Origin of the sequence: Aeromonas sp. L_1B5_3 (assembly GCF_963866575.1) — a bacterium.
Lineage (GTDB): Bacteria > Pseudomonadota > Gammaproteobacteria > Enterobacterales > Aeromonadaceae > Aeromonas > Aeromonas jandaei.
On record NZ_CAWMDN010000164.1, the window covers coordinates 19,830 to 44,315 of the forward strand.

General features: G+C 61.1%; 16 protein-coding genes and 1 tRNA gene. 6 read left to right on the plus strand and 11 right to left on the minus strand.

The window, feature by feature from the left end:
* Position 1: 1 nt before the first annotated feature.
* From AACR93_RS21785 to AACR93_RS21795, 3 genes are all read right to left on the minus strand, one after another.
* A complete protein-coding gene (locus AACR93_RS21785; protein WP_043851945.1) occupies positions 2-4,891 on the minus strand; it encodes an alpha-2-macroglobulin family protein in 4,890 nt (1,629 codons plus the stop codon).
* A gap of 166 nt (positions 4,892-5,057) precedes the next feature.
* A complete protein-coding gene (locus tag AACR93_RS21790; RefSeq protein ID WP_041209919.1) occupies positions 5,058-5,720 on the minus strand; it encodes a DedA family protein in 663 nt (220 codons plus the stop codon).
* A 186-nt stretch (positions 5,721-5,906) separates the two neighbouring features.
* Positions 5,907-7,580 carry an FAD-dependent oxidoreductase gene (locus AACR93_RS21795; protein ID WP_043851946.1) on the minus strand — a complete coding sequence of 558 codons (1,674 nt, stop codon included), beginning with the start codon at positions 7,578-7,580 and terminating at the stop codon, positions 5,907-5,909.
* Between the two features lie 135 nt (positions 7,581-7,715).
* Here AACR93_RS21795 and AACR93_RS21800 point away from each other — a divergent pair, with 135 nt between their 5' ends.
* The 3 genes from AACR93_RS21800 (at position 7,716) to AACR93_RS21810 (ending at position 12,252) form a co-directional block, all read left to right on the plus strand.
* Positions 7,716-10,652, plus strand: coding sequence for a sensor domain-containing phosphodiesterase (locus AACR93_RS21800; RefSeq protein WP_043851947.1), 2,937 nt, complete (start codon positions 7,716-7,718; stop codon positions 10,650-10,652).
* A 65-nt stretch (positions 10,653-10,717) separates the two neighbouring features.
* Positions 10,718-11,515, plus strand: coding sequence for a pyruvate formate lyase 1-activating protein (pflA, locus tag AACR93_RS21805; protein ID WP_042033423.1), 798 nt, complete (start codon positions 10,718-10,720; stop codon positions 11,513-11,515).
* A 95-nt stretch (positions 11,516-11,610) separates the two neighbouring features.
* A complete protein-coding gene (locus AACR93_RS21810; RefSeq protein WP_042033493.1) occupies positions 11,611-12,252 on the plus strand; it encodes an energy-coupling factor ABC transporter permease in 642 nt (213 codons plus the stop codon).
* Positions 12,253-12,335: 83 nt separating this feature from the next.
* Here AACR93_RS21810 and AACR93_RS21815 read toward each other — a convergent pair whose 3' ends face one another.
* Positions 12,336-13,628: an NAD(P)/FAD-dependent oxidoreductase gene (locus tag AACR93_RS21815; RefSeq protein WP_033113394.1), complete on the minus strand. Its 1,293-nt coding sequence runs from the start codon at positions 13,626-13,628 to the stop codon at positions 12,336-12,338.
* Between the two features lie 75 nt (positions 13,629-13,703).
* On the minus strand, positions 13,704-14,243 hold the full coding sequence (gene ycfP / locus AACR93_RS21820) for an alpha/beta hydrolase YcfP (protein WP_043851948.1): 540 nt from the start codon (positions 14,241-14,243) through the stop codon (positions 13,704-13,706).
* A gap of 479 nt (positions 14,244-14,722) precedes the next feature.
* Here ycfP and AACR93_RS21825 point away from each other — a divergent pair, with 479 nt between their 5' ends.
* Positions 14,723-16,129 (plus strand): nucleobase:cation symporter-2 family protein, encoded by a 1,407-nt coding sequence (locus AACR93_RS21825; protein WP_043851949.1) that lies wholly within the window; start codon positions 14,723-14,725, stop codon positions 16,127-16,129.
* 56 nt (positions 16,130-16,185) lie between these two features.
* Here the strand turns inward: AACR93_RS21825 and AACR93_RS21830 are convergent, their stop codons facing one another.
* Positions 16,186-17,988, minus strand: a complete 1,803-nt coding sequence (locus AACR93_RS21830) for a M3 family oligoendopeptidase (RefSeq protein WP_043851950.1) — start codon at positions 17,986-17,988, stop codon at positions 16,186-16,188.
* Positions 17,989-18,072: 84 nt separating this feature from the next.
* Entirely contained in the window at positions 18,073-18,987 is a 915-nt protein-coding gene (locus AACR93_RS21835; protein WP_043851951.1) for a DUF808 domain-containing protein, read from the minus strand.
* A gap of 251 nt (positions 18,988-19,238) precedes the next feature.
* On the opposite strand from AACR93_RS21835, the gene AACR93_RS21840 reads away from it, so the two are divergent.
* On the plus strand, positions 19,239-19,841 hold the full coding sequence (locus AACR93_RS21840; protein ID WP_043851952.1) for a DUF924 family protein: 603 nt from the start codon (positions 19,239-19,241) through the stop codon (positions 19,839-19,841).
* Between the two features lie 87 nt (positions 19,842-19,928).
* Here AACR93_RS21840 and AACR93_RS21845 read toward each other — a convergent pair whose 3' ends face one another.
* From AACR93_RS21845 to AACR93_RS21860, 4 genes are all read right to left on the minus strand, one after another.
* Positions 19,929-21,188 carry a dicarboxylate/amino acid:cation symporter gene (locus tag AACR93_RS21845; RefSeq protein ID WP_043851953.1) on the minus strand — a complete coding sequence of 420 codons (1,260 nt, stop codon included), beginning with the start codon at positions 21,186-21,188 and terminating at the stop codon, positions 19,929-19,931.
* A 204-nt stretch (positions 21,189-21,392) separates the two neighbouring features.
* On the minus strand, positions 21,393-21,860 hold the full coding sequence (locus AACR93_RS21850) for a CC0125/CC1285 family lipoprotein (protein WP_231556998.1): 468 nt from the start codon (positions 21,858-21,860) through the stop codon (positions 21,393-21,395).
* Between the two features lie 132 nt (positions 21,861-21,992).
* A tRNA-Pro gene (locus AACR93_RS21855) sits at positions 21,993-22,069 on the minus strand.
* A 113-nt stretch (positions 22,070-22,182) separates the two neighbouring features.
* On the minus strand, positions 22,183-23,526 hold the full coding sequence (locus tag AACR93_RS21860) for a dihydroorotase (protein ID WP_043851954.1): 1,344 nt from the start codon (positions 23,524-23,526) through the stop codon (positions 22,183-22,185).
* 80 nt (positions 23,527-23,606) lie between these two features.
* Here AACR93_RS21860 and AACR93_RS21865 point away from each other — a divergent pair, with 80 nt between their 5' ends.
* Positions 23,607-24,482 carry a 6-carboxytetrahydropterin synthase gene (locus tag AACR93_RS21865; RefSeq protein ID WP_043851955.1) on the plus strand — a complete coding sequence of 292 codons (876 nt, stop codon included), beginning with the start codon at positions 23,607-23,609 and terminating at the stop codon, positions 24,480-24,482.
* Positions 24,483-24,486: the final 4 nt, after the last annotated feature.

Consider the following 24,486-nt stretch of genomic DNA (forward strand, 5'->3'; position numbering starts at 1 on the left):
GCTACTCAGAAATCGTTACCTCATGGATATCCTCACCCACAGCCCGCAGCTCAGGCCGGTACATATCCTCCACCTGGGTCGGCGGCACCTGATAGCGACCCGGCGTCACCGCCCGCATCAGGTAGACCAGTTGCTGGTTGCTCCCCTCGCTCAGATCCAGCGCTGCCGTGTAGCGGTCATCGCGAAACTCCTGATGCTTGAGATAGTCGTTCCACTCGCTCTGCCACGCCGGTTTCCCCTCGATGGAGAGCTCTTCCAGCTTGATGCTGTTGCCAAGGGCCGGGTTCTCCAGCTCGAAGCCAGCGGGCACCATCTCCACCAGCAGGGCATCGGGCACCGCCGATTCACTGCTGACGTTGAGCCGCACCACCACCAGATCGCCCACCTTCACCTTGGCGGGATCAAACGGTTGACCATCGCTGTTGAACCAGCTGCGGGTCACGCTCATCCCCTTGCTGATCCGTGCCGGTGCCTGTTCTGGGTAACCGACCAGGGTGCGCTGCACATAGAGCGAGCCCTTGCCCTCGTTGGTGACGGTGCTCGCGGCCAGTGCCTCTGGGGCGCCCTGCTGCAGTGGAGCCGAACCGCTCAGGGATCCACTGCCAAGAGAGGAAGTCACCTTGGCCTGCCAGTCGACGGTCGGATCGAAGCGGGCGAGTCGCAGCAGGGCGAGCCGCTCCTGAGTGCTTAGCCACTGACGATGAGCCAGGGTATCGGCCACCTTGGCGCTGAGAGCTGGCCAGCGCTCCGCAGCCAGCTTGTGCTGGCGCAGCAAGGAGAGCTCAAGGGCTTCATCGCGCAGCGGCGAGCCGTAATCACCCAGATAGTCATCACCGCGCTCGGTCGCCAATGCCCGACTGAGGGCCTTGGCGGCGTTCTGCTCATCCCCCATGGCCGAGAGGGCCAGCGAGAGGTGCAAGAGTGGCAAACCGGAGCGAGCGTGATCAGCCTGCTGCTCCAAGATAAGACGCAGGGTAGCGAGCGGCGCCTTGCCCACCCGGGCCAACACATAGGCACTGTAAGCCTGATACGCAAGTCGGCTATGCTCGGGGGCACTGCTCCAGCGCTCGCCATACTGGCTGTCGGTGAGATAGCTCTGCAGCCGGTTCAGCGCCTGATTGAGCATTGCCTCCGGCACGGCGTCGCCCGCCTCCTTGCGCGCCAGCAGGTAGTCGGCGGCATAGGCGGTGAGCCATTGCTCCTCGTCGGAGCGACCATCCCAAAGGCCAAAACCGCCGCTTGGCAGTTGCAACCGCTGCAGCCGTTGCAGCAGGGCGCGTTGCACATCCGCCTCGCTCGCCGCTTTCTTGCCCTCTGCGGGTTTGCTCCAGGCGGCCCGCTCATCGGCCGTGGTCAGCAAGTAAGGCCAGGCACGGGACAGGGTCTGCTCCAGACAGGCGTAGGGGTAGTCAGCCAGCGCCTGCCACTGGGCTGCCGGATCCCAGGGCGGAGTACCGGAAAGGCTGAGCAGCCCCTGCAGATTGGCGCGATCCAGCCCGGCCAGCTCACTTTGCGCAAAGCTCATCTGCTGGCCGGGGGCCAGCATCCGGTAGCGCTGGCGAGTCTCGGCCGGCCAGGGGGAACGCAGCGGCAAATACCAGTCGCGGCTGATGGCAAAATCCTTGCCGCTGGCCGCCAACTGCAGGCTCGCCACACCGCTCGCCCCGGTCACGGTGAGCGGCAGGGTCAACCACTGCTCTTCGCCATTTTTAAGGGAAAGGTTGCCAGGCAGCTCGCCATTTGCCTTGAGCCCACCGTTGAGGGTCCAGACAAGGGAGAGGGTCTGATCCTCGCCGCTCATGTTGCGTAGCTGCACCAGCGCCCGGGTCTCATCCCCTCTGGCGCCAAAGCGCGGCCAGCCGATCTCGGCCACCAAGGGCGCCACCACCTTGACGGCGCGCTCAGCCTCCCCGACCTGCTGTTCGTTCCAGGCCAGCGCCATCAGCGCCAACTCGCCGTTGAAGTTGGGCAGATCGAGCGGGATCACCGCCTTGCCACTCTCATCAAAGCTCACCTCGCCACTCCACAGTGCGGCGATCTCGACCCGGCTCTCCAGCGCGCCACCCTTTTTCAGCGGCGCCCGATCGCCCCCGTAGTTGAGGCGGGCCAGCTTGCCATCTTGCGGCGGGATCACCTGGCCGTAGTTGTCGAACAAATCTTGAGCGAAGCGCTTGCGACCAAAGAAGATCTCGAACGGGTCGAGCGGCTGGTAGTCGCTGATATTGAGCACGCCCCGATCCACCGCCGCCAGCACCACGCGCCCCTGACTGTTGGGGGTGGAGGTGGCGGTCACTTCCAGCCGGGTAAGCGGCACCGCTTTATCCGGTGCGCTCAGGGTAAGCGGCAGACGACGCGTTTCCCGATCCAGGGTGAGCGGCACCAGTCCGACCGAGCGCAGGCTCTGCCCCTGTTGCTTGCCGGACGGTTTGGACGAGCTGTCTGGCGCGGCGATCTGGGCCGATATATGCAGGTCATGACGCTGCCACTCGGGACTGACCGGGATCTCGAACTCGCCGCGGGCATCCTTGGCATCGCCACCTACGCCCTTGAGCTCGATGCGCTGCCACCAGCGCAGGCCGTCGCCATCCTCCACCAGCAGCAACCCCTTGCCGGGGCGCGGCGCCACCAGCGTCACTTTGGCCTTGTCACCCCCCTGATAGGCGCGCTTGTCGAGGGTGATGGCAATCTTGTCGGGCCGTGCCTGCTCGCCACCACCGCCCCAGGCGTAACTGCCTATCTCCACCCGCAGGCTGGATTGATGGCCCTGACTGTTCTCAACCTCCAACCGATACCAGCCCGCCGCCAGTTGCAGCGTGAGCGGGGTCGGCCCCTTGCCATCCAGCTGCAGGGTCTGCTCCTGCTCCAGATAGGGCTGGCTGTTGAACTCGTACTTCCACCCCTCGCCATCGGCGTAGTGCCAGTAGTAGTCGCGGTACTCGTTGATAAGGCGCACTTTCACCGCCCCCGCCACCGGTTGGCCCTTGTCATCGAGGTTGAGGATCTGGAAGGGGAGCGGCTTGCCCCCCTCTACCCGATCGGCCACGAAATCGGCCTTGAGTGCCGGCCACTGGCTGCCTGCAGGCCAGCCATACTGGGTGCGGCTGCGATTGACAGCGCGGCCACCGGGCTCGGCGAGCGATACCCGATAGGCCACCTCCAGCGGCCCGAGGGCGCGCACCCCATCGAGCTCATCAGCTAACGAAAAAGTCCCCTGCCCCTGCGCATCGAGGGTGAGATTGAGGGGCTCGAGATCTTTGGCCTGCTCCGCGAGCAGCACGTCACCCAGAGTGAACTCCTGCCACTGGGTAAAGGGCATGGTGGCGCGGCTGATCTTAACCTCCGCCTTCGCCTTGGTGGCGCTCGCCGGCGCGCCGTAGAGATAGTCCCCTTGCAGTGGCAGCGTCAGGGCAGCGTCCAGACTCGTGACTTCCCCATCCGGCCCCTTGCCAAGCTGCAGTTTCAGCCGTTCCGGCAGAAACTCCTCCACCAGGAAAGGCCACTCGAAGCGGCTACCGGCGGCGGTCTTGAGGTTGATGGTCCAGCGCCCGAGCGGCGCATCATCCGGTAGACGCAGGCTGTAGTGGGCCGCGCCCAAATTGTCCGGCAGCAGCCGTTTCTGTTCGAGCAATTGGCCGTCCGGCTGCTTCACCTCCAGCTCTACCGCCATGCCCGGCAGCAGCTGGCCATCCTGCCCCTTGAGCAGGATCTCGCTGTCGAGCCGCTCGCCGGGGCGATAGAGATCGCGACCGCTGAACAGATACAACTGCTGGGCCTGCCAGGGCTGGGTGCCGAGATCAAAGGTGGAGAGATCGAGCGCCGCTCCGTCGAGGCGCAGCACCGCCAGATGGTTGCCCTGTTCGGCCAGCAGCAGGCGAGCTCCCTGCACCTGATCGAAGCGACGATGGCCCTGCGGATCGGTGGTTTGCACCTGCAACCGGTTGCCCTTCTCGTCGAGCAGGGAGAGCTGCACATCCTTGAGCGGATCGGCGCTGGCCAGGGAGCTCACGAACACCTCCAGCTGATCGCGGTAGCGGCGGGCACTGAGCCCCATGTCGCTCACCGCAAAATAGGTGGTCTCCTTGCGCCAGTCGTAGTTGCCAAGGGGCGACATCACCGCAAAGTAGACGCCGGCCTCCGCCAGCTGCGGCTCCTTCACATTGATGAGGCGGGTCTCGCGCCGGTTGGCATCGGGCTCCAGCGCATAGCGGCCGCTGAACACCCGCTTGGCCCGTTTGGTGATCTGCTCAAGCTCCCAGTTGCCCATGCCGGAACCGGGGCGATACTCGGCCAGGAAGCGGGGCAGATATTCGGCATCGACCCGAAAGAAATCGATATTGACCTCGTCCACGTTGACAGCGCTGATGGGCAGGCGAAGTTCCTGACGCAGCGGCAATACCATGCCACTGGCGGTAAAGGAGGCCCCCGCCTCCAGCGGACGGGTCTTGAGGGTCCAGCTCTGGGGGGATGGCCCCAACCCAGCCTTGAGGCTCACTTCATAGCTCTTGTCGGGCTGAACGTTCGGGAAATAGAGGGTGCGACCATCGTCGGCGAGGATCCACTCCCCCTGCACCTGCTTGCCTCCCTCACTGACCCCAAGCCAGCTCTGCCAATTGGCCTTGGGCACCAGGGGGCCGGAGAAGACCAGTGCCAGTGCCGGTGCATCCCGATATTGACGGGCATTGGCTTGTACCACGGCGCTTGGCGCGCCTGTTTCCTGCTGCGCGGCAGGCTTTGTAGTCGGCCCATTGGCGACAGGCTTATCGGGGCCACAACCGGCCAGCAGCAAACCGGCCAGCCCTGATAGCAGCAGGGCCGACCAGCGGCGACGATTCAGAGGGAGTGCTCCTTGGACAGAGCGACGGGAAACCGGGCGAGCGTGAAAGAGGCGCATAGATTCCATCCTGGCTGGGATCCGCTGCAACAGCAGCGAGGCAGCAAACAGGATAAAGCATCGAGCGCCCCTGACACAAAGAGGATTCTCGCGACAACAGGCAGAAGCCACCTTGCTGCGACAACGGCCGCCCTTTCAGAGCTGCCAAACACTCAGCAGACCGAAATCAACGGAGGGGGGATTGCTCTCTTTTGGCACCGCCCTTGAACCAGCGAAAGAGGATGGCCGTGACGGCGATAAGGAAAAGCACCAGAGAGGTGATGAGCAGCATGCGGGTCAGCAGTTCGCTATGGGCAACAAAAAAAGGCACCGTCATCGCCAACTTGCCCACCAGACTCAGACAAAGTGACCAGAGCACGGCGCTGGCGAAACTCGCCACGCACATGCGCAGCACGCTCAGGCGACCTATCCCCATCAGCATGGGGGTCAGCACCCGGACGAACGGAATAAAGCGGGAGGCAAACATGGCCAGAAAACCATACCGGTTCAGCAGCCGGGTCGCTTTGGGCAAACTATCTGGCGGCAACATCCGCTCGATATGCTCCATAAAGCGGGTGCGCTGCAGCGCCCTGCCCTGCAGATAGGCAAGCACGGAGCCAAACCCCGCCGCCAGCGGCAGATAGATGAGCGTCACTTCCGTCCCCAGAACGCCCATTCCCACCAGCCCACCAGCCAGCAGCACCAGGCTGTCTCCCGGCAGGGGGAGAAAGACAAACGCCGACTCCAGCAACAGCACCAGCATCAAACAACAGATGAGCATGGGCACCGCCTGCATCTGGATCAGGGCATCAAAGTCCTGATGCCAAATGGCCATCAACATATCCAGCATCTCTTACTCCCTACCACAACGTTCACCGTGAACGAGGCAGGGGTTATAGCACTCCCCCCATGAACAAAACGTTAATTTTGTCTCGCAGAGAGAAAAAAATGCGGCGAAATGGCGCCGGGCGGAAAAAAGAAAAAGCCCCTCATCTTGCGCGCACAAGGGAGAGGGGCAAACAGGCACAGAAAGGGGTTACTCGGCAGTAGCCATCTGCCAGGTTTTAAAGCCGCCGGAGAGGTTCTTCACCTTGAAGCCATGCTGGCTCAGCAGGCGGCAAGCGACGTGACCACGCAGCCCGACCTGACAGCTGATCAGCAGCTCTTTCTCCTTGGGCAGCTCATGGAGGCGACCACGCAGCTCGTCGAGCGGGATATGCATGGCACCCGGAATGCAGCCCAGCTTGTCAAGCTCGGGGCCATTGCGTACATCCACCACCTGCTGGTGAGGATTGCGAGCCTCAACCTCGGCCACATGGCAGAGCAGGGTATCCCCCTTCAGGTGGTTGCTCGCCACAAACCCGGCCATGTTGATTACATCCTTGGCCGAGCCAAAGGGCGGCGCATAGGTGAGCTCCAGATCCTGCAGATCAAACACGGTCAGGCCAGCGCGCTGGGCTACCGCCAGCACGTCGATACGCTTGTCGATGCCATCCTTGCCCACTGCCTGGGCGCCGTAAATCTTGCCATCCGGGGCAAACAGCAGCTTGAGGCTGACCGGATGGGCGCCCGGGTAGTAACCGGCGTGGCTGCCCGGATGGACATAGACCTTCTCGAACGGCAATCCCAGCTGCACCAGTCGCTTCTCGTTGAGGCCTGTGCTGGCCACCGCCAGATCGAACAGCTTGCAGATGGCTGTCCCTTGCGTCTTCTTGTAGGTTTCGGCTCGGCCCAGCATATTATCGGCGGCGATGCGCCCCTGCCGGTTGGCCGGGCCCGCCAGCGGGATCAGCACAGATTCGCCGGTGACGAAGTCAATCTCCTCCACCGCATCCCCCACCGCGTAGATGAAGGGATCCGAGGTGCGCATGCCGGCATCCACCTTGATGCCGCCGCGCGGCCCCAGCTCCAGCCCCGCCTTGGCGGCGAGCAGGGTTTCCGGCTTGACGCCGATGGCGAGGATCAAGAGACCGGTATCAAGATGGGAGCCATCATTGAGGGTCAGGCGCAAGCCACCGCTGTTGGCGGTAGCCACGGCGGGCAGATCCAGACTCTCGATGGCGGTGAGGCCGGTGCGCAGGCGCAGGTCGATCCCCTCTTCCCGGATGCGGGCATGGAGCATATTAGCCATCTCCCTGTCCACCGGCGCCATCACCTGATCGGAGAGCTCCAGCAGGGTGACATCCAGCTTGCGCTGGTGCAGCGCCTCCATCATCTCCAACCCGATAAAGCCGCCGCCCACCACGGTGACATGGCGCGGCTGATCGTGGTGCAGGGCCGCCAGAATGCGATCCATGTCCGGGATGTTGCGCAGGGTATAGACATGGGGACTGTCGATACCGGGGAAAGGCGGCCGGATCGGCGCGGCGCCCGGGCTCAGCAGCAGCACGTCATAGGGTTCGCGCAGCTCTTCACCGGTTTGCAGGTTGCGCACCAGCAATGTCTTGCCTGCCCTGTCTATCTCGATCACATCGTGAAAGACTCGCACATCGACGTTGAAACGGCGCTTGAAACTCTGGGGAGTCTGCAGCAGCAAGGCATCCCGATTGGGGATGTCCCCCCCGATGTGGTAGGGCAGACCGCAGTTGGCAAAGCTGACAAACTCGCCCCGCTCGAACATCACGATCTCCGCCTCTTCGCTCAGCCGGCGTGCTCTGGCCGCCGCCGATGCGCCCCCCGCAACCCCACCGATAATCAGGATCCGTTTCATCTGCAAGACTCCTCCTAGAAGATAATGGCCAATAAATTAGCAACCCCTAATTTAGATTTCAATGAAATTTTGTTTCCCTCGATTTTGCAGTATTCTTGCAGCCCCGACGGTTGCTTAACAGGATGTTGTTCGTTCATGTCGTCTACCGCTCTCAGTCATCTTCCCCCTGCCCTCCAGACTCCCCTTTTCTTTCGTCTGGACCTGCGCAGCCAACGGCTGGTCGCCCTGACCGACGTGATGCAAACGCCGCTCTACTGGCTCGACGAACCGCGCTCCCCCTGGCCTGCCCAGCTGCCCGCCGATCTGCGCCTGCCCATCGAACAGATGCTGGCCAATGGTCATGGCGGCAAACTTTCCCTGCGCTTTGGCGGCCAGCTATGGCACATCGCCATCGCCCATGAGCAGGATGGCTTCTGGCTTATCTGCCTGCAGCACCGGCATCTGGAGCCGGTCTCCGAGCTGGCGCTGCAACTGCCGCGCCTTAGCCAGATGGCGAGCCAGCAACAGTATGCTCTCCTGCTGGAAACCCTCAAGGATAGTCTGGGCGCCGATCGACTCATTCTCTGGCACTATCAGGCCAACGGCGATCTGGGCTGCGAGCAGCTCACACCCGTCTTTACGCTGGGTGTTGATGGCATCTATCCCATTCGTGGCGACAGCCGCTATATCCGTGCCCTGCGCACCCGCAAATCCCTGAGCTTCTCGGAAGCGGCCCATCAGCCGATGCTGAGCAACCACCTCTATCTGGCCAGTGCCGGCGTCAGCTCGCGCCTCGACGGTGCAATGCTGGAGCAGGACAAGCTCTTTGGCGTGCTCAGCATCGAATATCTCGACCCGACTCCTCTTGGCGACGAGATGCTGCAACTGGTGCGGCACTGCGCCCAACTGCTTGGCCACTGGCAACCGGTGCAGGAGGAGAGCGCAAGCGACCTTGCCCTGCCTGCCGAGCTGCACCAGCTCACCGGCATCGATTACTGCAAAACGTTGCTGCAATGGGCCAAAGCCGCCAGCGGTGCACGTGCCGGCTGGATCGGCGAGTTCCAGCCACGGGGGCAGGATCTCTGGATCATTCCCCGCTGCGTCCTCAACGAGGAGACCTTCTCCGCCCTCAAGCCCCTACAGATGGATCCGGGCCCCGGCAGGGAGCTGTTCCAGCACGGGCAAGCTATCTATGTGGAAGATCTGGCGCTGCGCTATCCCAAGGCACACCGTCTGCTGGCCCTCAATGCTAGGGCCTATATCGGCATCCCGCTGCACAACGCGGGTGGCACGCCGACCGGCCAGCTCACCCTGCTGCTCGACGAGACGCTGAGTGACCCGGAGCCGCTGCTGGATCTCTTGAGCAGCCAGCACGAGCGGGCCGCCATCGAGCTCAAGCGCCTTGCTACCGACGACGCCCTGCGCCTGGCCGAAGTGGCCTTCAATACCCACGATGGCCTGCTGGTGATGGATCACAACGGCATCATCCTCAAGGTGAACCACTCCTTTACCCGCATCACCGGATTTGGCGAGGTGGAGGTCATTGGCCACTCCATCCGCAAGCTGCGCCCCACCTACTATGGCGATCACCTGAAAGAGGATGTCAGCCGCGCCGTGGCCGAACAGGAGTTCTGGCTGGGTGAGGAGCGCTGCCTGCATCAGGATGGCCACCTCTTCCCGGTGCGCCTGATGGTGAGCGGCGTGAAGGATGAGCGGGGTGAACTCAGCCACTTCATCTGCAGCTTCTACGACATCACCGAGGAGAAAGAGGCGGCCAGACACATAGAGCAGCTCGCCTACTACGACGACCTCTGCGGCCTGCACAATCGCCGCAGCCTCAACACCATTTTGCAGCGCACACTGGAGACGTCCGATGGTCAGTGGGGAGCATTGCTGCTGGTCGATCTCGACAACTTCAAGTCGATCAACGACTCCCTTGGCCATGCCTGTGGCGATCTGCTGCTGCAGGCGGTGGTTCACCGCTTCAGGGAGCTGCCGCAGGACAATCTGGTACAGGCCCGCATCTCGGGGGATGAATTTGCCCTGCTCTTTACCCAGCTTGGGCAGGGCGAGGTGACCGCCAAAATTCTGGCAGAGCACTTCGCCCGCGAGTTGATGGGGCTGTTTCGCACCCCGTTCGAAATAGCCGATCACAAGCTGCACTGCAGCGCCTCGGTCGGGATCAGCCTCTTTGCCGGCAACGGCATGGATCACCTCACCCTGATGCAGCAGGCCGACACGGCCACTCACATGGCCAAGCGCGCCGGTCAGGGCAACTACGTCTTCTTTACCGAAGCGATGGCCGAGCAGGAGAAAAACCGCCTCACTCTCACCAACCAGTTGCGCGATGCGCTGCGCCACCATGAGCTGCAACTGCACTACCAGCCGCAATATCGGGTGGATAACGGCACCCTCTCGGGGGTCGAGGCACTGCTGCGCTGGCAGCGCAGCGATGGCACCATGGTGCCGCCCGGCGAATTCATCCCCATCGCCGAGGAGACCAGCCTGATCCTCGAGATCGGCTACTGGGTCATGAAAACCGCCTGCGCGCAATACAGCTTCTGGCTCAACCGCGGCCTGCTGCTCCCTCACCTGTCGGTCAACGTCAGCGCCCGCCAGTTCCACACCCAGGGCTTCGTCCAGCAGGTGGAGTACATTCTGCGCGATACCGGCATTCCGCCCTCCCGCCTGCTGCTGGAGGTGACCGAATCCGTGGTGCTGGAGAATCGCATCGAGAGCATCGCCCGCATGCGCCAGCTCAAGGAGCTCGGTATCCTCATCTCCATCGATGACTTTGGCACCGGCTACTCGTCGCTCGCCTATCTACGGGATCTGCCCGCCGATGAGGTGAAGCTCGACAGAAGCTTCATCCAGACCCTGGTGCACAGCGAACAGGACCGGGCCATCGTCAAGGCAATCCTCGATCTGGCTCAGGTATTCCGCTTTACCGTCACCGCCGAAGGGGTGGAAGAGGAGGCGCAACTGGCCATTCTTCGAGAGCTGGGATGTCAGCATTATCAAGGGTTCCTCACCAGCCGCCCGCTCACCATCAGGGAGCTGGAACAGCTGCTGGACGGCAACGGGCCGGACTAAAGGTGTAGGATCAATAGGGGTTTATGTAATAAAATAACGGCCTGCTCGAATCGTTGGAGTTGTCTATGTCAGTCATTAACCGGATCCCTGCCGTTGAAATCAGTGAACAAGCCGAGAGTCACGGCGCCATTGGCCGGATCCATTCCGTTGAAACCTGCGGTACCGTCGACGGTCCGGGAATACGCTTTATCGTATTCATGCAAGGATGCCTGATGCGCTGCAAGTACTGCCACAACCGCGATACCTGGGATACCGAGGGTGGCCGCGAAGTGACAGTGCCGGAGTTGATGAGTGACATCACCAGCTATCGCCACTTCATGAATGCCTCCGGTGGCGGTGTGACCGCATCCGGCGGTGAAGCCATGCTGCAACCTGCGTTCATCACCGAACTCTTTACCGCCTGTAAAGAGAAAGGGATCCACACCTGCCTCGATACCAACGGCTTCGTCCGTCATCTCGACGAACAGGTGGACAAGCTGCTCGACCAGACCGATCTGGTACTGCTCGACATCAAGCAGATCAATGACGAAAAACATATTCCGCTGACCCACGTCAGCAACAGGTACACCCTGGAGTTTGCCCGCTATCTGGCAGCCAAAGGCAAGACCATGTGGATCCGCTACGTGGTGGTGCCGACCTGGAGCGACGATGACGAGAGCGCCGAAGGGCTGGGTCAGTTCATCGCCGAGCTGGGCGAGAGTGTCGAGAAGGTGGAGCTGCTCCCCTATCACGAACTCGGCAAACACAAGTGGGATGTGCTGGGTGATCCTTACGAGCTGAGCGGGATCAAGCCCCCCAGCAAGGAGACCATGGAACGGGTCAAGGGGATCCTTGGCAAGTACCACAACAACGTGAAATATTGATGTGCAAGCAGGCTGACTCGTCAGCCTGCTCTGTTTTCGGGTGGCAGGGATCTAGCTGCCCGGCGTAATCCGACGGCCTCGTGAGTGAACGAATGATGAGTGAAGGACAACTCGCCGCTCTTCTGATCTGGCTGCTGCTACTGACTTTCAGCCTGCGCCGCCCCCTGTGGCAACTGCTTCATGACAACCCCCTCTACCAGCATCTGCTGCTGGGAAGCGCCATCGCCCTCATCCCGCTCTGGACGCTGCGCGCCGGTCTGCACGACGGACTGGAGGTGCATTTTCTCGGACTCACCACCCTCACCCTGCTGCTGGGCTGGCGGCTGGCCCTGCTTGCCCCCTGTCTGACCCTGCTGGTACTCGACTACTTCGGCGTCACCAATCTGGCCGACTTTGGCTGGCAGGCGCTGGTCGGCATTGCCCTGCCGGTGGCCAGTAGCTGGCTGCTGTTTCTGGCCAGCTGGGCCTGGCTGCCGCGCCATCTCTTTGTCTATATCTTCGTTGCCGCCTTTCTTGGCGGCGCCCTCGCCATCTCGGTCAAGGTGGCAGCCAGCGCCCTGTTGATGGGGATAAGCGGCAGCTACCCCTGGCATACCATCACGGCAGACTACCTCTCCATCTGGCCGCTGCTGCTTTTCCCCGAAGCCCTGCTCAACGGCATGGCGATGACGGTGCTGGCCATCTACCGCCCCCACTGGGTCAACACCTTCTTCGATCGCACCTATCTGGGCAAATAACTCCTTTTCCCCGATCTGCGCGCATAAAAAAGGAGAGGCCATCGCCTCTCCTTTTGCTATTCCGAATTGTGGCAAATCCCGGCTTAGTGCAGCTTCAGGGTCGGACGCAGCACACGGTTGATACGACCCACCAGCATGATGAGGCCGGTCTTGACGTAGCCGTGCAGGGCGATCTGGTGCATCCGGTAGAGGGAGATGTACACCAGACGGGCGATATAACCTTCCACCATCATGGAGCCGCGCATCAGGTTGCCCATCAGGCTGCCCACGGTGGAGAAGCGGCTGAGGGATACCAGCGAACCGTGGTCGTGGTAGAGGTAGGGCTTCATCTCGCCACCGTTCATCTTGGCCAGAATGTTCTTGAACGCCTGGCTGGCCATCTGGTGGGCAGACTGGGCACGCGGCGGCACGAACTTGCCATCCGGCTGCGGGCAGGCAGCGCAGTCACCGATGACGAAGATGTTCTCGTCACGGGTGGTCTGCAGGGTCTCTTTCACCACCAGCTGGTTGATTCGGTTGGTCTCAAGACCGGCGATATCCTTCATGAAATCCGGCGCCTTGATACCGGCAGCCCACACCATCAGGTCAGCTTCAATCAGCTCGCCATCCTTGGTATGCAGACCTTCGGCGGTCGCTTCGGTGATCATGGTGGCGGTACGCACATCCACACCCAGCTTGACCAGCTCCTGATGAGCGGCGCCGCTGATGCGCTCCGGCAGGGCCGGCAGGATGCGGGGGCCCGCTTCCACCAAGGTCACCTTCAGGCTGTCGGTGGTCAGGTTCTTGAAGCCGTAGGCGTAGAGCTGCTCGACCGCGTTGTAGAGCTCGGCAGAGAGCTCGACGCCGGTGGCGCCGCCACCAACGATGGCAATCTTCACCTTGTCGCCCGGCTTATATTCGGTCGCAAACTGCAGGAAGCGGTTCATCATGCTGTTGTGGAAGCGGTGCGCCTGGGAGGGGCTATCCAGGAAGATGCAGTGATCCTTGATGCCCTTGGTGTTGAAGTCATTGGAAACAGAGCCGATGGCCATCACCAGATAGTCGTAAGGCAGCTCGCGCTCGTTGACCACGATGTCGCCACTGTCGTCGTGGATCGGGGCCAGTACGATGCGTTTCTCATCGCGCTTGATATCGGTCAGGGTGCCGAGCTGGAAATCGAAACCGTGGTTTTTTGCGTGAGACTGATAGCTCAGGGCATCGATGCCCGCATCCATGGAGCCGGTGGCCACTTCGTGCAGCAGGGGCTTCCACAGGTGGGTGCGGTTACGATCTACCAGAGTGATCTTGGCCTTGTTCTTTTTGCCAAGCTTGCGACCCAGACTGGTGGCCAGCTCCAGACCACCGGCGCCGCCGCCTACAACGACAATATTCATCATGATGATTTTTCCTCGGTTCCTCAAAACGAAAGGGAGCCATTGGCTCCCTAAAACGAAATCGGTCGACGTGATGGATCAGGCTTCTTTGAAGGCCTTCATCCGCTGCAGATGGTGCGAGATGTTTTTGAACTTATGGGTCTCGCGATCATCCCACACGATGTCGTAATAGTTCTTCAATTCACGTTCAGTGTCCCGATTATCGCGCACTTCATCCTGAACGGAAAGGATGCACAGGCAGTTTCCTGAATTTTTCTTACGAAATTCAGTTACACACTTGGTGCCAATATCCTCGTACTCCTCCGGCCGGTCGATCTTGCCCTGCATGTTATCTTCGGGGTGCAGATTGGGGTTGAAGATCACCTGACGAATACCGCACAAAAAGCCGATGCGCTCGCTCCAGTAGCCGCCGAGTCCGACACCGCAGATGAGGGGCTTGGGATCTGTGCTCATGTCGAGCTGCTTCTTCACTTCCTTGAGCAGGTGGCTCATATCATGACGGGGGTGAACCGTGCTGTAGTGCACGAAACGCACATCATCATCAATAAACTGCAACTGCAGCACTTTCTCGTGATTGCCGGGGCTGGTGGCATCAAAGCCATGCAGGTAGATGATCATGGATAAGACCTCAGGATCTGTGTCGGTTTTATCGAAACTACCCCAGCGGCAGCCTCACGCGCCACCAAAACATCCAACTTTCTTGCTTTGGATCACGCCAGCCCCTGCAACAAGATGCTGCGCAGGAGCCCTTGCCCGGCGCAACACGCAGGTCAGCACTATCAAAGTGAGAGCCGGTGGCCAAAAATGATACCACCATTACCAATCTGAGATGCACGGCAGCGCCCTTTGTCCTCCCTCTTCCGCCAGCGCTCCATCCAGATGTGATTGATCCCTCAAAAAAGCCAAACGTTTTCACCAGCAGTCACGATTGAGCATGTTTTGTGCACTGACCATGGCCTGCACCGGATCCCTCCCTCCTGCTAATCCGGATGAGCTTGGCGATCCACGCACTCGATAACATCTGTGACCGGGAAAGCCGCGGCTTTCCCTATCTTGCCCCAGCCCGTTGCCGGGGCTCGCCAAGGAGAGATCTGTTGATGAACGAGACCAATCCCCCCGCCTCCCGATCGGGAAAGCGAATACGTCCCGATGACGAAGTGGAGCGCATGCTCCCTGCCGGCCAGCTATTTACCCTCGGCCTGCAACATGTGCTGGTGATGTACGCCGGCGCCGTCGCCGTCCCACTGGTGATAGGCGGCAGTCTGGGACTGCCCAAGGAGCAGATCTCCTACCTCATCAGTTCGGATCTCTTTTGCTGCGGCATCGTCACCCTGCTGCAGTGCGTCGGTATCGGGCGTTTCGCCGGGATCCGGCTACCGGTCATCATGTCGGTCACCTTTGCCGCCGTGATGCCCATGCTGGCCATCGGTGCCAATCCGGATCTGGGGCTCACCGGCATCTTCGGCGCCACCATAGCCGCTGGTATCATCTCGACCCTGCTGGTGCCCCTGATAGGCCGGTTGATGCCGCTCTTCCCCACCGTGGTGACCGGGGTAGTCATCACCTCCATCGGGATCAGCATCATGCAGGTGGGGATCGACTGGATGGCGGGGGGCAAGGGCAACCCCGAATATGGCAGCCTGCGCTATATCGGCACCAGCTTTGTGGTGCTCGCCTTCATTCTGGCTGTGACCCGCTTCACCAAAGGTTTTTTCAGCAATATCTCGGTGCTGCTCGGGATCATATTCGGCTTCATAGTCGCCATCGCCATGGGGGAGGTGAGTCTCGACGGTCTTGGTGAGGCGGCCTGGTTTGCCCCCATAGTGCCGTTTGCGTTTGGTTGGCCCACCTTCGATCCCATCTCCATCGCCACCCTGACGGTGATCATGCTGATCACCTTCATCGAATCGATGGGGATGTTTCTGGCGCTCGGCGACATCGTAGGCCATCCGGCCAGTCGTGGCGATATCGTACGCGGGCTGCGGGTGGATGCCATTGGCACCATCATAGGCGGTGTCTTCAACAGCTTCCCCCACACCTCCTTCTCCCAGAATATCGGGTTGGTGAGCGTGACCGGGGTATCGAGCCGTTGGGTTTGCGTGATGTCCGGGGGGATCCTGCTCGCCTTTGGCCTTATCCCCAAGATGTCGGTGATGGTCGCCTCCATCCCTCCCTTCGTGCTGGGGGGAGCAGGCATAGTGATGTTCGGCATGGTGCTGGCCACCGGGATCCGCATTCTGGCGCGGGCCGACTACAACACCAACCGCCACAATCTCTACATTGTCGCCATCAGCCTCGGGATAGGCATGATCCCGACCGTCTCCGGCTCTTTCTTCCAGCACTTCCCGGCGGCACTGCAGCCGCTGTTTCATAGCGGCATTCTGCTGGCAACCATCAGCTCGGTAGTGCTCAACCTCTTCTTCAACGGCTACCAACCGGATCTGACCCACCAGACCAAGCCATTGCTGGTCGGCCCGGTCAAACCGAAGCAAGAGCAGGCATAACCAACAGGCCCCGGACAACGGTCCGGGGCCTGTCACTCACATCACCGCTTACCCAATCAGGCTGGCAGCTGTGCGAAGCGCTCTACCGCCTGCGCCACCTGAGCCAGACTCCCCTGCCAGAAGGCCGACTGGCGAATATCCTGCCCCAGATGTTTTGCCACCAGCGTCTCGGCGCTCATGCGGCCGGTATCGCGCAGCAGGTCGCGGTACGCCTGCGCCACATTGTCGTCTCCCGCCGCCTGGCGACTCATCAGTTGTTCATACACGCCGAGGCTGAAGAGATAACCGAACAGATAGGGATAGTTGTAAAAACCCAGCCCGGCGATGGAGAAGTGCGCCTTGGCCGCCCAGAACATGGGGTGATAGCGGCAGAGGCTCTTCTCATACCAGCGTCCCCACGCCTCATCGGTCAGCGCCTTGAGGCGGGCCGGCGCAACGTAGCCATGCTCCCGTTCGGCCACCAGCGCCCGCTCGAAGTCGAAACGGGCCGGGATATTGACCAGGAAGGTAGCTGCGCCATCGGCCTCGGCCCAGGCAATCGCCAACTGCTCCTCGGGACTTTCTGCCTGCTCGAACAGGGCACTGCGCACCAAGGTCTCGGCGAAGATGGAGGCCGTTTCGGCCAGCGTCATGGGATAGCTGCGCTGACTCATCGGCAGATCGCGGATCACCCAGTTGTGCCAGGCGTGGCCCAGTTCATGGGCCAGCGTAATGACGTTGTCCATGGTGCCGGCATAGGTGACGAAGACCCGCGGCTCGACCGGTTCGGCAAATTTGGTGCAGTAGGCGCCGGTGCGGCGATTTGGCGTAGGGGCCGCATCGATCCACCCCTTCTCAGCCATCATCCGGGCAAACTCCCCCATCTCGGGGTCGAAACGGCTAAAGGCAGCGGCAATCAGCTCGATCGCCTCCTCGAACGGGATCTCGCGGCTGCTGGCAGCCGGAGGCGGCGCAAAGAGATCCTCGGCCCCCGGATCGTCGATGCCAAGGCGTGCGGCCATCAGCTCCAGCGCCCGCTGACCAAGGGTGCGGGCCTGCCAGGTCTCGCTCATCAGCGTATCCAGGGTGGCGCGCTCGATATGGCTCTGATGACAGGAGAGATCGAGCGCATCGAGCTGCCGCTCACTGCCGCGCTGACGCGAGAGCTCCAGCCGCCAGCCGTTGATGGCGTTGAGGATGGCGGCCACCGTCTCCTGCTCTCCCTCCCAGCCAGCGCTGATGGCATCAAATGCTTCCCGGCGCAGGGAGCGCAGCGGGCTGGAGAGCAGATTGCTCGCCTCTGCCAGTCCCATCTCGCGGCCATCGATCACCAGCCGGATCTTGCCCACCAGATCGTTGTAGAGGTTGCCCCAGGCGTGCAGCCCATCGGTGCCCAGACCTATCACCAGTTGCTCTGCCGCCACCGGCAGACGCTGATCCTGCAATCTGCGTTCGTGACGCAGGCGATACTCCTCCTCGCCAAGCAGGGGCTCCGCCATCAACAGACCAAATTCGGCCTCCGGCAGCGCCAGCATCAGGTCTTCCACCGGCGCCAGTGTCTTGAACAGATCGGCATTGAGGGCGCGAGCACGGGACGCCAGCTGCTTGGCCAGGGTATCGCGAGCATCCTGACTGCCCCGGCAGGCCGCCAGAATCGCCACGTTCCAGCCGATATGACGAATGCGGCGGGCACGCAGGCGCACCTCCCGCAGACAATCTTGCCGCGCCTCCCCCGCAAGGTCGGCCAGATTGGCGACCAGCGCCGCCAGTGGTGCAAGGGCAGCACGGGCCTCGGCCATGTCGGCCTCAAGCTCGGGGCTGTCGAGAGCAGGATAGATATGATTGTTGTGCCACTGCTGAAGGTATCGGGTTGCTTGCATTGAAGGCTCGTTTTGAAGATGTCAAACAGGGAGAGATGGCCGCCAGCGCTTCTCGCTGGTGGCCCCGAAAGATAATGCAGACGCTTATTTGGCTGGCTTGAGTTTGCTTATCAGCGTCATCGCCAGCACCAGCAGCAGGCCCGCCACCACACCGGCCACCGCGTTGAGCAGAGTCGGCGTCACCACTGCCAGTACGGCCCCCACAGTGGGCAGAGTGGCGACAACAGCGGCGGCGCCTTCAATGAGGTGATGGGCAAAAGGCCAACCATGCACCAGAATGCCGCCGCCCACCATAAACATGGCGATCGTCCCTACCAGCGCCAGCAGATGCATCAGCTTGGGCGCCGTACTCAGCAATCCCTGCCCCACCGCGCGGCGCAGTGCCCCGCCATCCGGCTTTTTCAGGAGATGCAGGCCGATGTCATCGAGCTTGACGATAAGCCCCACCAGCCCATAAACCCCGATAGTCATCAGCAGGGCGATACCCGCCACAACCGAGAGCTGCAGGGCGATGCTCGCCCCCTGTACGGTGCCAAGAGCGATGACGATGATCTCGGCGGAGAGGATAAAGTCGGTGCGGATCGCCCCCTTTACCTTCTGCTGCTCGAAGGCCACCAGATCGTCAGGAATAGGGCCGGCATGATGTTTTCCCTCCTCCTGATGAGGCAAAAACTTGTGCGCCAGCTTCTCGGCACCTTCAAAGCAGAGGTAGGCGCCCCCCAGCATCAAGAGCGGGGTAATGAGCCAGGGCACCAGGGCACTGATGGCGATGGCGGCGGGCACCAGAATCAACTTGTTGCGAAATGACCCCTTGGCCACCGCCCACACCACCGGCAGCTCCCGCTCGGCACGCACTCCGGAGACCTGCTCCGCATTGAGGGCAAGATCGTCCCCCAACACCCCGGCAGTCTTCTTTGCCGCCATCTTGGTCATCAGCGCCACGTCATCGAGCACGCTGGCGATATCGTCGAGCAGGGCCAACAAACTGGTTCCGGCCATATCAGAGATTCCTTATATCAGTGAGAACAACCCCGGGAGAGAGATGTGCGGTTTGATGACAACCAGGGTCAGCAGGGCCACCTCATGGCGATGGCAGGCCATCATCGGCCGCGCCAGGCAACCGTCGCTCGCCATCTGGGGTTACTTCTTTCGGGCAAAAGATGGCACAGTGTAACGAGAAGCTACCGTTTCGGCAGCACCCCGGAGCCATTTGTTATTGGCCCTCCTCAACACACCAGCAAGGAGTCCCCATGCAGCCCTGGCAACCTCTGCTCGATTTCTGGTTTGGCGACCCGGCCGACGACACACTGCGCGCCAAACGACAAGCCCCGCTCTGGTGGGGCAAAAGTAGCGAGACCGATGCCCTGCTGGCCCGGCGCTTTGGCTCGCAGGCAGAGGCGGCCGCCAATGGTGAGCTGGCCGACTGGGCCGAGCTGCCTCACGGCAGGCTGGCGCTGATCCTGCTGCTCGACCAGTTGCCGCGCAATATCCATCGCGGCACACCCACCGCCTTTGCCCGGGATCCCCTCGCCCGCGAGCAGTGCCTCAAGGGGCTATCCCTTGGCATGGATCGGCAGCTCTCGCCGCTGGAGCGGGTCTTCTTCTATCTGCCGCTGGAACACGCGGAGTCCCGCGAGCAGCAAGCCAGAAGCGTGGCCCTGTTTGAAGAGCTGGCGGCCGAGCAGGCGCATTCCCCAGCGAACGAGACCTTCGCAGGCTTTGCCGACTTTGCCCGCCGCCATCAGGTGATCATCGAACGTTTTGGCCGCTTCCCCCACCGCAACGACATACTGGGTCGCACCTCGACGCCGGAAGAGGCTGCGTTTTTGCTGCAACCCGGTTCGGGCTTCTAAACCGGCCAACCATAAAAAATCCCCGCCATTATCATGACGGGGATTTCTCTTTGCACCGGCCAACCCTCTGGTCAGCTCAAGCTATGGTTATGCCTTGGCGGGAGCACTCTCGCCCAGCTCTTCGGTCTCGCCCAGACTGTCTTCGGTCTTGGCGACCACGCTGGCGGCGATGGCGTTGCCCAGCACGTTGGTGGCAGAGCGGCCCATATCGAGGAAGTGGTCGATACCCAGCAGTAGCAGGATGCCCGCTTCCGGAATATGGAACTGGTTCAGGGTCGCGGCAATCACCACCAGAGAGGCGCGCGGCACCCCGGCCATCCCCTTGGAGGTGACCATCAGCAGCAGCAGCATGGTGATCTGCTGGGCGGTGGAGAGCTCGATGCCATAAGCCTGAGCGATGAACATCACCGCGAAGGTGCAGTACATCATGGAGCCGTCGAGGTTGAAGGAGTAACCCATCGGCAGCACGAAACTGGCGATGCGTTTGTCACAACCGAACTTCTCCAGACGATCCAGGGTCTTCGGATAGGCCGCTTCAGAGCTGGCGGTAGAGAAGGCAAGCAGGATGGGTTCGCGGATCATCGCCAGCAGCTTGATGATGCGGCTACGCAGGAAGGCGCCACCCATGGCGATCAGCAGCAGCCAGAGGCAGGCCAGCGCGATGTAGAACTGGGCCATGAAGCTGCCGTAGGTAACCAGAATACCCAGCCCCTCTTTGGCCACCATGGCGGCAATGGCGCCAAACACGGCGAACGGCGCAAAGTTCATCACGTAGCCGGTCACTTTCAGCATGATCTCGGCAGCACTGGCCATCAGCACCACCACCGGTTTGGCCAGATCGCCCAGCGCCGCTGCGGCCAGACCAAAGAACAGGGAGAAGACCACGATCTGCAGGATCTCGTTGGTGGCCATCGCCTCGACCACGCTTTTCGGAATGGCGTGGGTCACGAAATCTTTCAGGGTAATCGCGCCAGCAGCAATGCCCGAGCTGGCGGTATCATTGGGCAGGGAGAGGGAGAGGCCCACACCCGGCTGCATCAGGGTGACCATCACCAGACCCAGGCTCAGGGAGAGCAGGGAGGCCAGCATGAACCAGCCGAGAGTTTTGGCACCGATACGACCCACGGTGCGGGTATCGCCCATCTTGGCGATGCCGACCACCAGGGTGGTGAAGACCAATGGTGCGATGATCATCTTGATCAGTCGCAGGAAGATATCGGTCAGGATCGTGATGTTGTTTGCAAAGTCTGCCGCCTGATCGGCAGCAAACAGGCGATAGCCCTGGCCGGTAAGGATGCCAAGCAACATCGAAATGAGGATGGCGACCGTCAGTTTATTCATTTTCATGGGGGAGTCCCGGTTTTGATTGGTGCAAGCCGTTGACAGTGGCATGGGAGCCACTACAGTCCGTTTTTGTGATCCGAGCCGTTGATTCCTGGCGGCTGGTATGCTGGGAGAATGCCTAAAAGCAGGGGGTAAATCTAGAGGCTTACTCCAGAATTTTATGCTGCTGTTAGATGTATGTGATATGGATCTTGCAACAAACCGATATTAATCACCGTTTATTTTAATATCAGCAAGATATTTGGTGGGAAGCGACTGTTCATTAATTGCCCGCCTTAGCAACCGGAAGGTAAGCAGGGCCGAGATGGTGTGCTGTACCTGCATCTGCGCCATGAAGGTGTCCGGCTCATCCTCGTCAAAGCCGAACATGGGGCGCTCCGGGGTCACCCTTATCGCATCGCGCGCAATGGTCAGCTCCTCCACCTGCAGCATGGGGTAACCCTCCCGCTGCGCCAGCTCTCCTGCCCGCTTGAGCACATATTTGCGGGCCGTCTCCCTGTCCACCAGATCGTTGCCGACAAACTCCAGCTGCCACTTGTCAGGCGCAAGGCGGGTCTCGGAAAAGCCGGTGCGACCGTTCCAGAACGACTTCTCCTGCTGATATGGCGTGGCACAGCCACCGAGCAGCAACGAGAGCAAAACCAGAGATCGCCAGATGGATGCAAAGAGAGACACGATAATCCCCGTCAGGGCAGAACAGTGCCGCTACTACAGCACAGCGCAAGGGGGATAGACAATCGCAGCAACGGCGCAAAGAAGAAAAGAAGAAAGGCCTTGTCGTTTGACAAGGCCTTTTCCGGGGAATGATGGTCGGCGTGAGAGGATTTGAACCTCCGACCCCTGACACCCCATGACAGTGCGCTACCTGGCTGCGCTACACGCCGACGAAGTCAGTCTGAGCTGACGGGGGCTGAGTTTATGGAGATGGCCCTGCCCTGTCAACAAAGAAACGCCGCCAATTCCCCGACAATGGTGCGTTCGCCTGCTTTGCGAACAATCAGCGGTTAAAGGTCAGCCGCTTGCCCAGGATCTGGTCAGTGACCTGCCCGTTTTGCCAGGCGATCTGGCCGTTCACCAGCGTCATCTCCACCGTGCTGTGGAAACGGTAGCCGTTGAAGGGCGACCAGCCACAGTGGTAGAGGATGTTGTCATCGTTGACCACGTAGGGCTTGCCCAGATCCAGCAGCACCAGATCGGCAAAGTAGCCCTCGCGGATGTAGCCGCGATCCTGCACCTGGAAGCGCTCGGCCACCGCATGGGAGGTTTTCTTGACGATGGTTTCCAGGGTGAATACGCCGTTATGGTAGAGCTCCAGCAATGCCTGCAGGGAGTGCTGCACCAGCGGCACACCGGACGGAGCCTTGAAGTAGCTGTTCTGCTTCTCCTCCCAGGTGTGGGGGGCGTGGTCGGTGGCGATGATATCGAGCACGTCGTTGCGCACTGCATCGAGCAGCGCGTGCTGATCGGCCGCGCTCTTCACCGCCGGGTTGCACTTGATCTGGCTACCGAGGGTGTCGTAATCGGCTTCGTTGAAGAACAGATGGTGAACACACACCTCGGCGGTGATGTTCTTGTCTTTCAGTTCACTGAGATCGTGACTGGCGGTAAAGAGCGACAGCTCCTTGGCCGAGGTCAGATGCAGCACATGCAGCTTGGCGCCGTACTGCTTGGCCAGTGCCACCGCCATGCTGGAGGATTTGTAGCACGCCTCGTCACTGCGAATGCGGCCATGCTCGCCCATCGGCACATTCTCGCCCCACTTGGCCCGCGCCGACTCTTCGGCTTTGGCGATGGTCGGGGTGTCTTCGCAGTGAGTAACGATCATCACCGGACTCTCGCGGAAGATCGCCGCTAGGGTCTCCTGATTGTCCACCAGCATGTTGCCGGTCGAGGAGCCCATGAACACCTTGACCCCGCAGGATTGCTTGGGGTCGAGACGCTTGATCTCTTCCAGGTTGTCGTTGGTGGCCCCCAGATAGAAGCTGTAGTTGGCAACGGAGGAGTTGGCGGCGATCTGATATTTGGCTTCGAGGGCGTCGAGGGTGGTGGTCTGGGGATTGACGTTGGGCATTTCCATGAAACTGGTGGTACCACCGGCGACGGCGGCCCGGGATTCACTGGCGATGGTCCCCTTGTGGGTCAGCCCCGGCTCCCGGAAGTGGACCTGATCATCGATCATTCCGGGGATGAGGTGGCGACCTGCGGCATCGATCACCACCGCATCGTGCGCGTCGATATCGGGTGCGATGCGGGCAATCCGTTCCCCCTCGATCAACACATCGGAGGCATAGATACGGCCTTCGTTGACCAAGGTGGCATTCTTGATAAGCAGTTTGTTCATGGGGGGTTCCAGTTCCTTTGCCGATAATCGCGGGTCATAATAGCGCAAAACTGCCCTTTCTCTGTAGCAAGGCCTGACTGATGAAGTTATTTGTAAGAGATTTGACCGTGATCGACTCCAGCTACCTGTGCGAACGCCGCGGCATGGTAGGTGAGAGCTGGCTGGTAGATATCGAAATGAGCGGCGAGCTCAACGAGATGAGCATGTTGCTGGACTTCGGCCGGGTAAAGAAGCTTATCAAGTCGATCATCGATGACGAAGTGGATCACAAGCTGCTGGTCCCGACCGAGAGCCCTCTGGTGCATGTCGAGACGCTGGAAGATGGCGAGAGCTGCGTCGATCTGCTGCGCCCCGGTCGCTCCATCCACCTGCGCTGCCCGACCCAGGGCTTTGCCTTTATCCCTGCCCCGCAGGTCGACAAGGAGTCGGTCACCCGCTACCTGCTAGCAGTCCTGGCCAAACGGCTGCCGGGCAACATCAAGGATCTGTCGCTGACCCTGCGTCAGGAAGCCATCGACGGCCCCTTCTATCACTACAGCCACGGCCTGAAAAAGCACGATGGCAACTGCCAGCGCATCGCCCACGGCCACCGCTCCCCCATCGAGATCCACATCGATGGCGAGCGTGATGGCGAGCTGGAGCTTAACTGGGCCGAACGCTGGGCCGATATCTATCTCGGCACCGATGAAGATAAAGTGGCCCTCGAAGAGCTGGCCCTCAGTGCCCGTGCCAACGTTCAGCTGGGTGAACACCACACCGGCTTCAAATATGTGGCGCCACAGGGGCTGTTCCAGCTGGCCATCCCCACCACCGAGGTAGAGATGATCGACACCGACACCACGGTCGAGCTGCTGGCCTGCTATATCGCCCGCGAAGTGAAGAAGATGGTGGGCGACAAGTTCGTCAAGATTGTCGCCTATGAAGGGGTCGGCAAGGGCGCCATCGCCTACGCCTGATCCT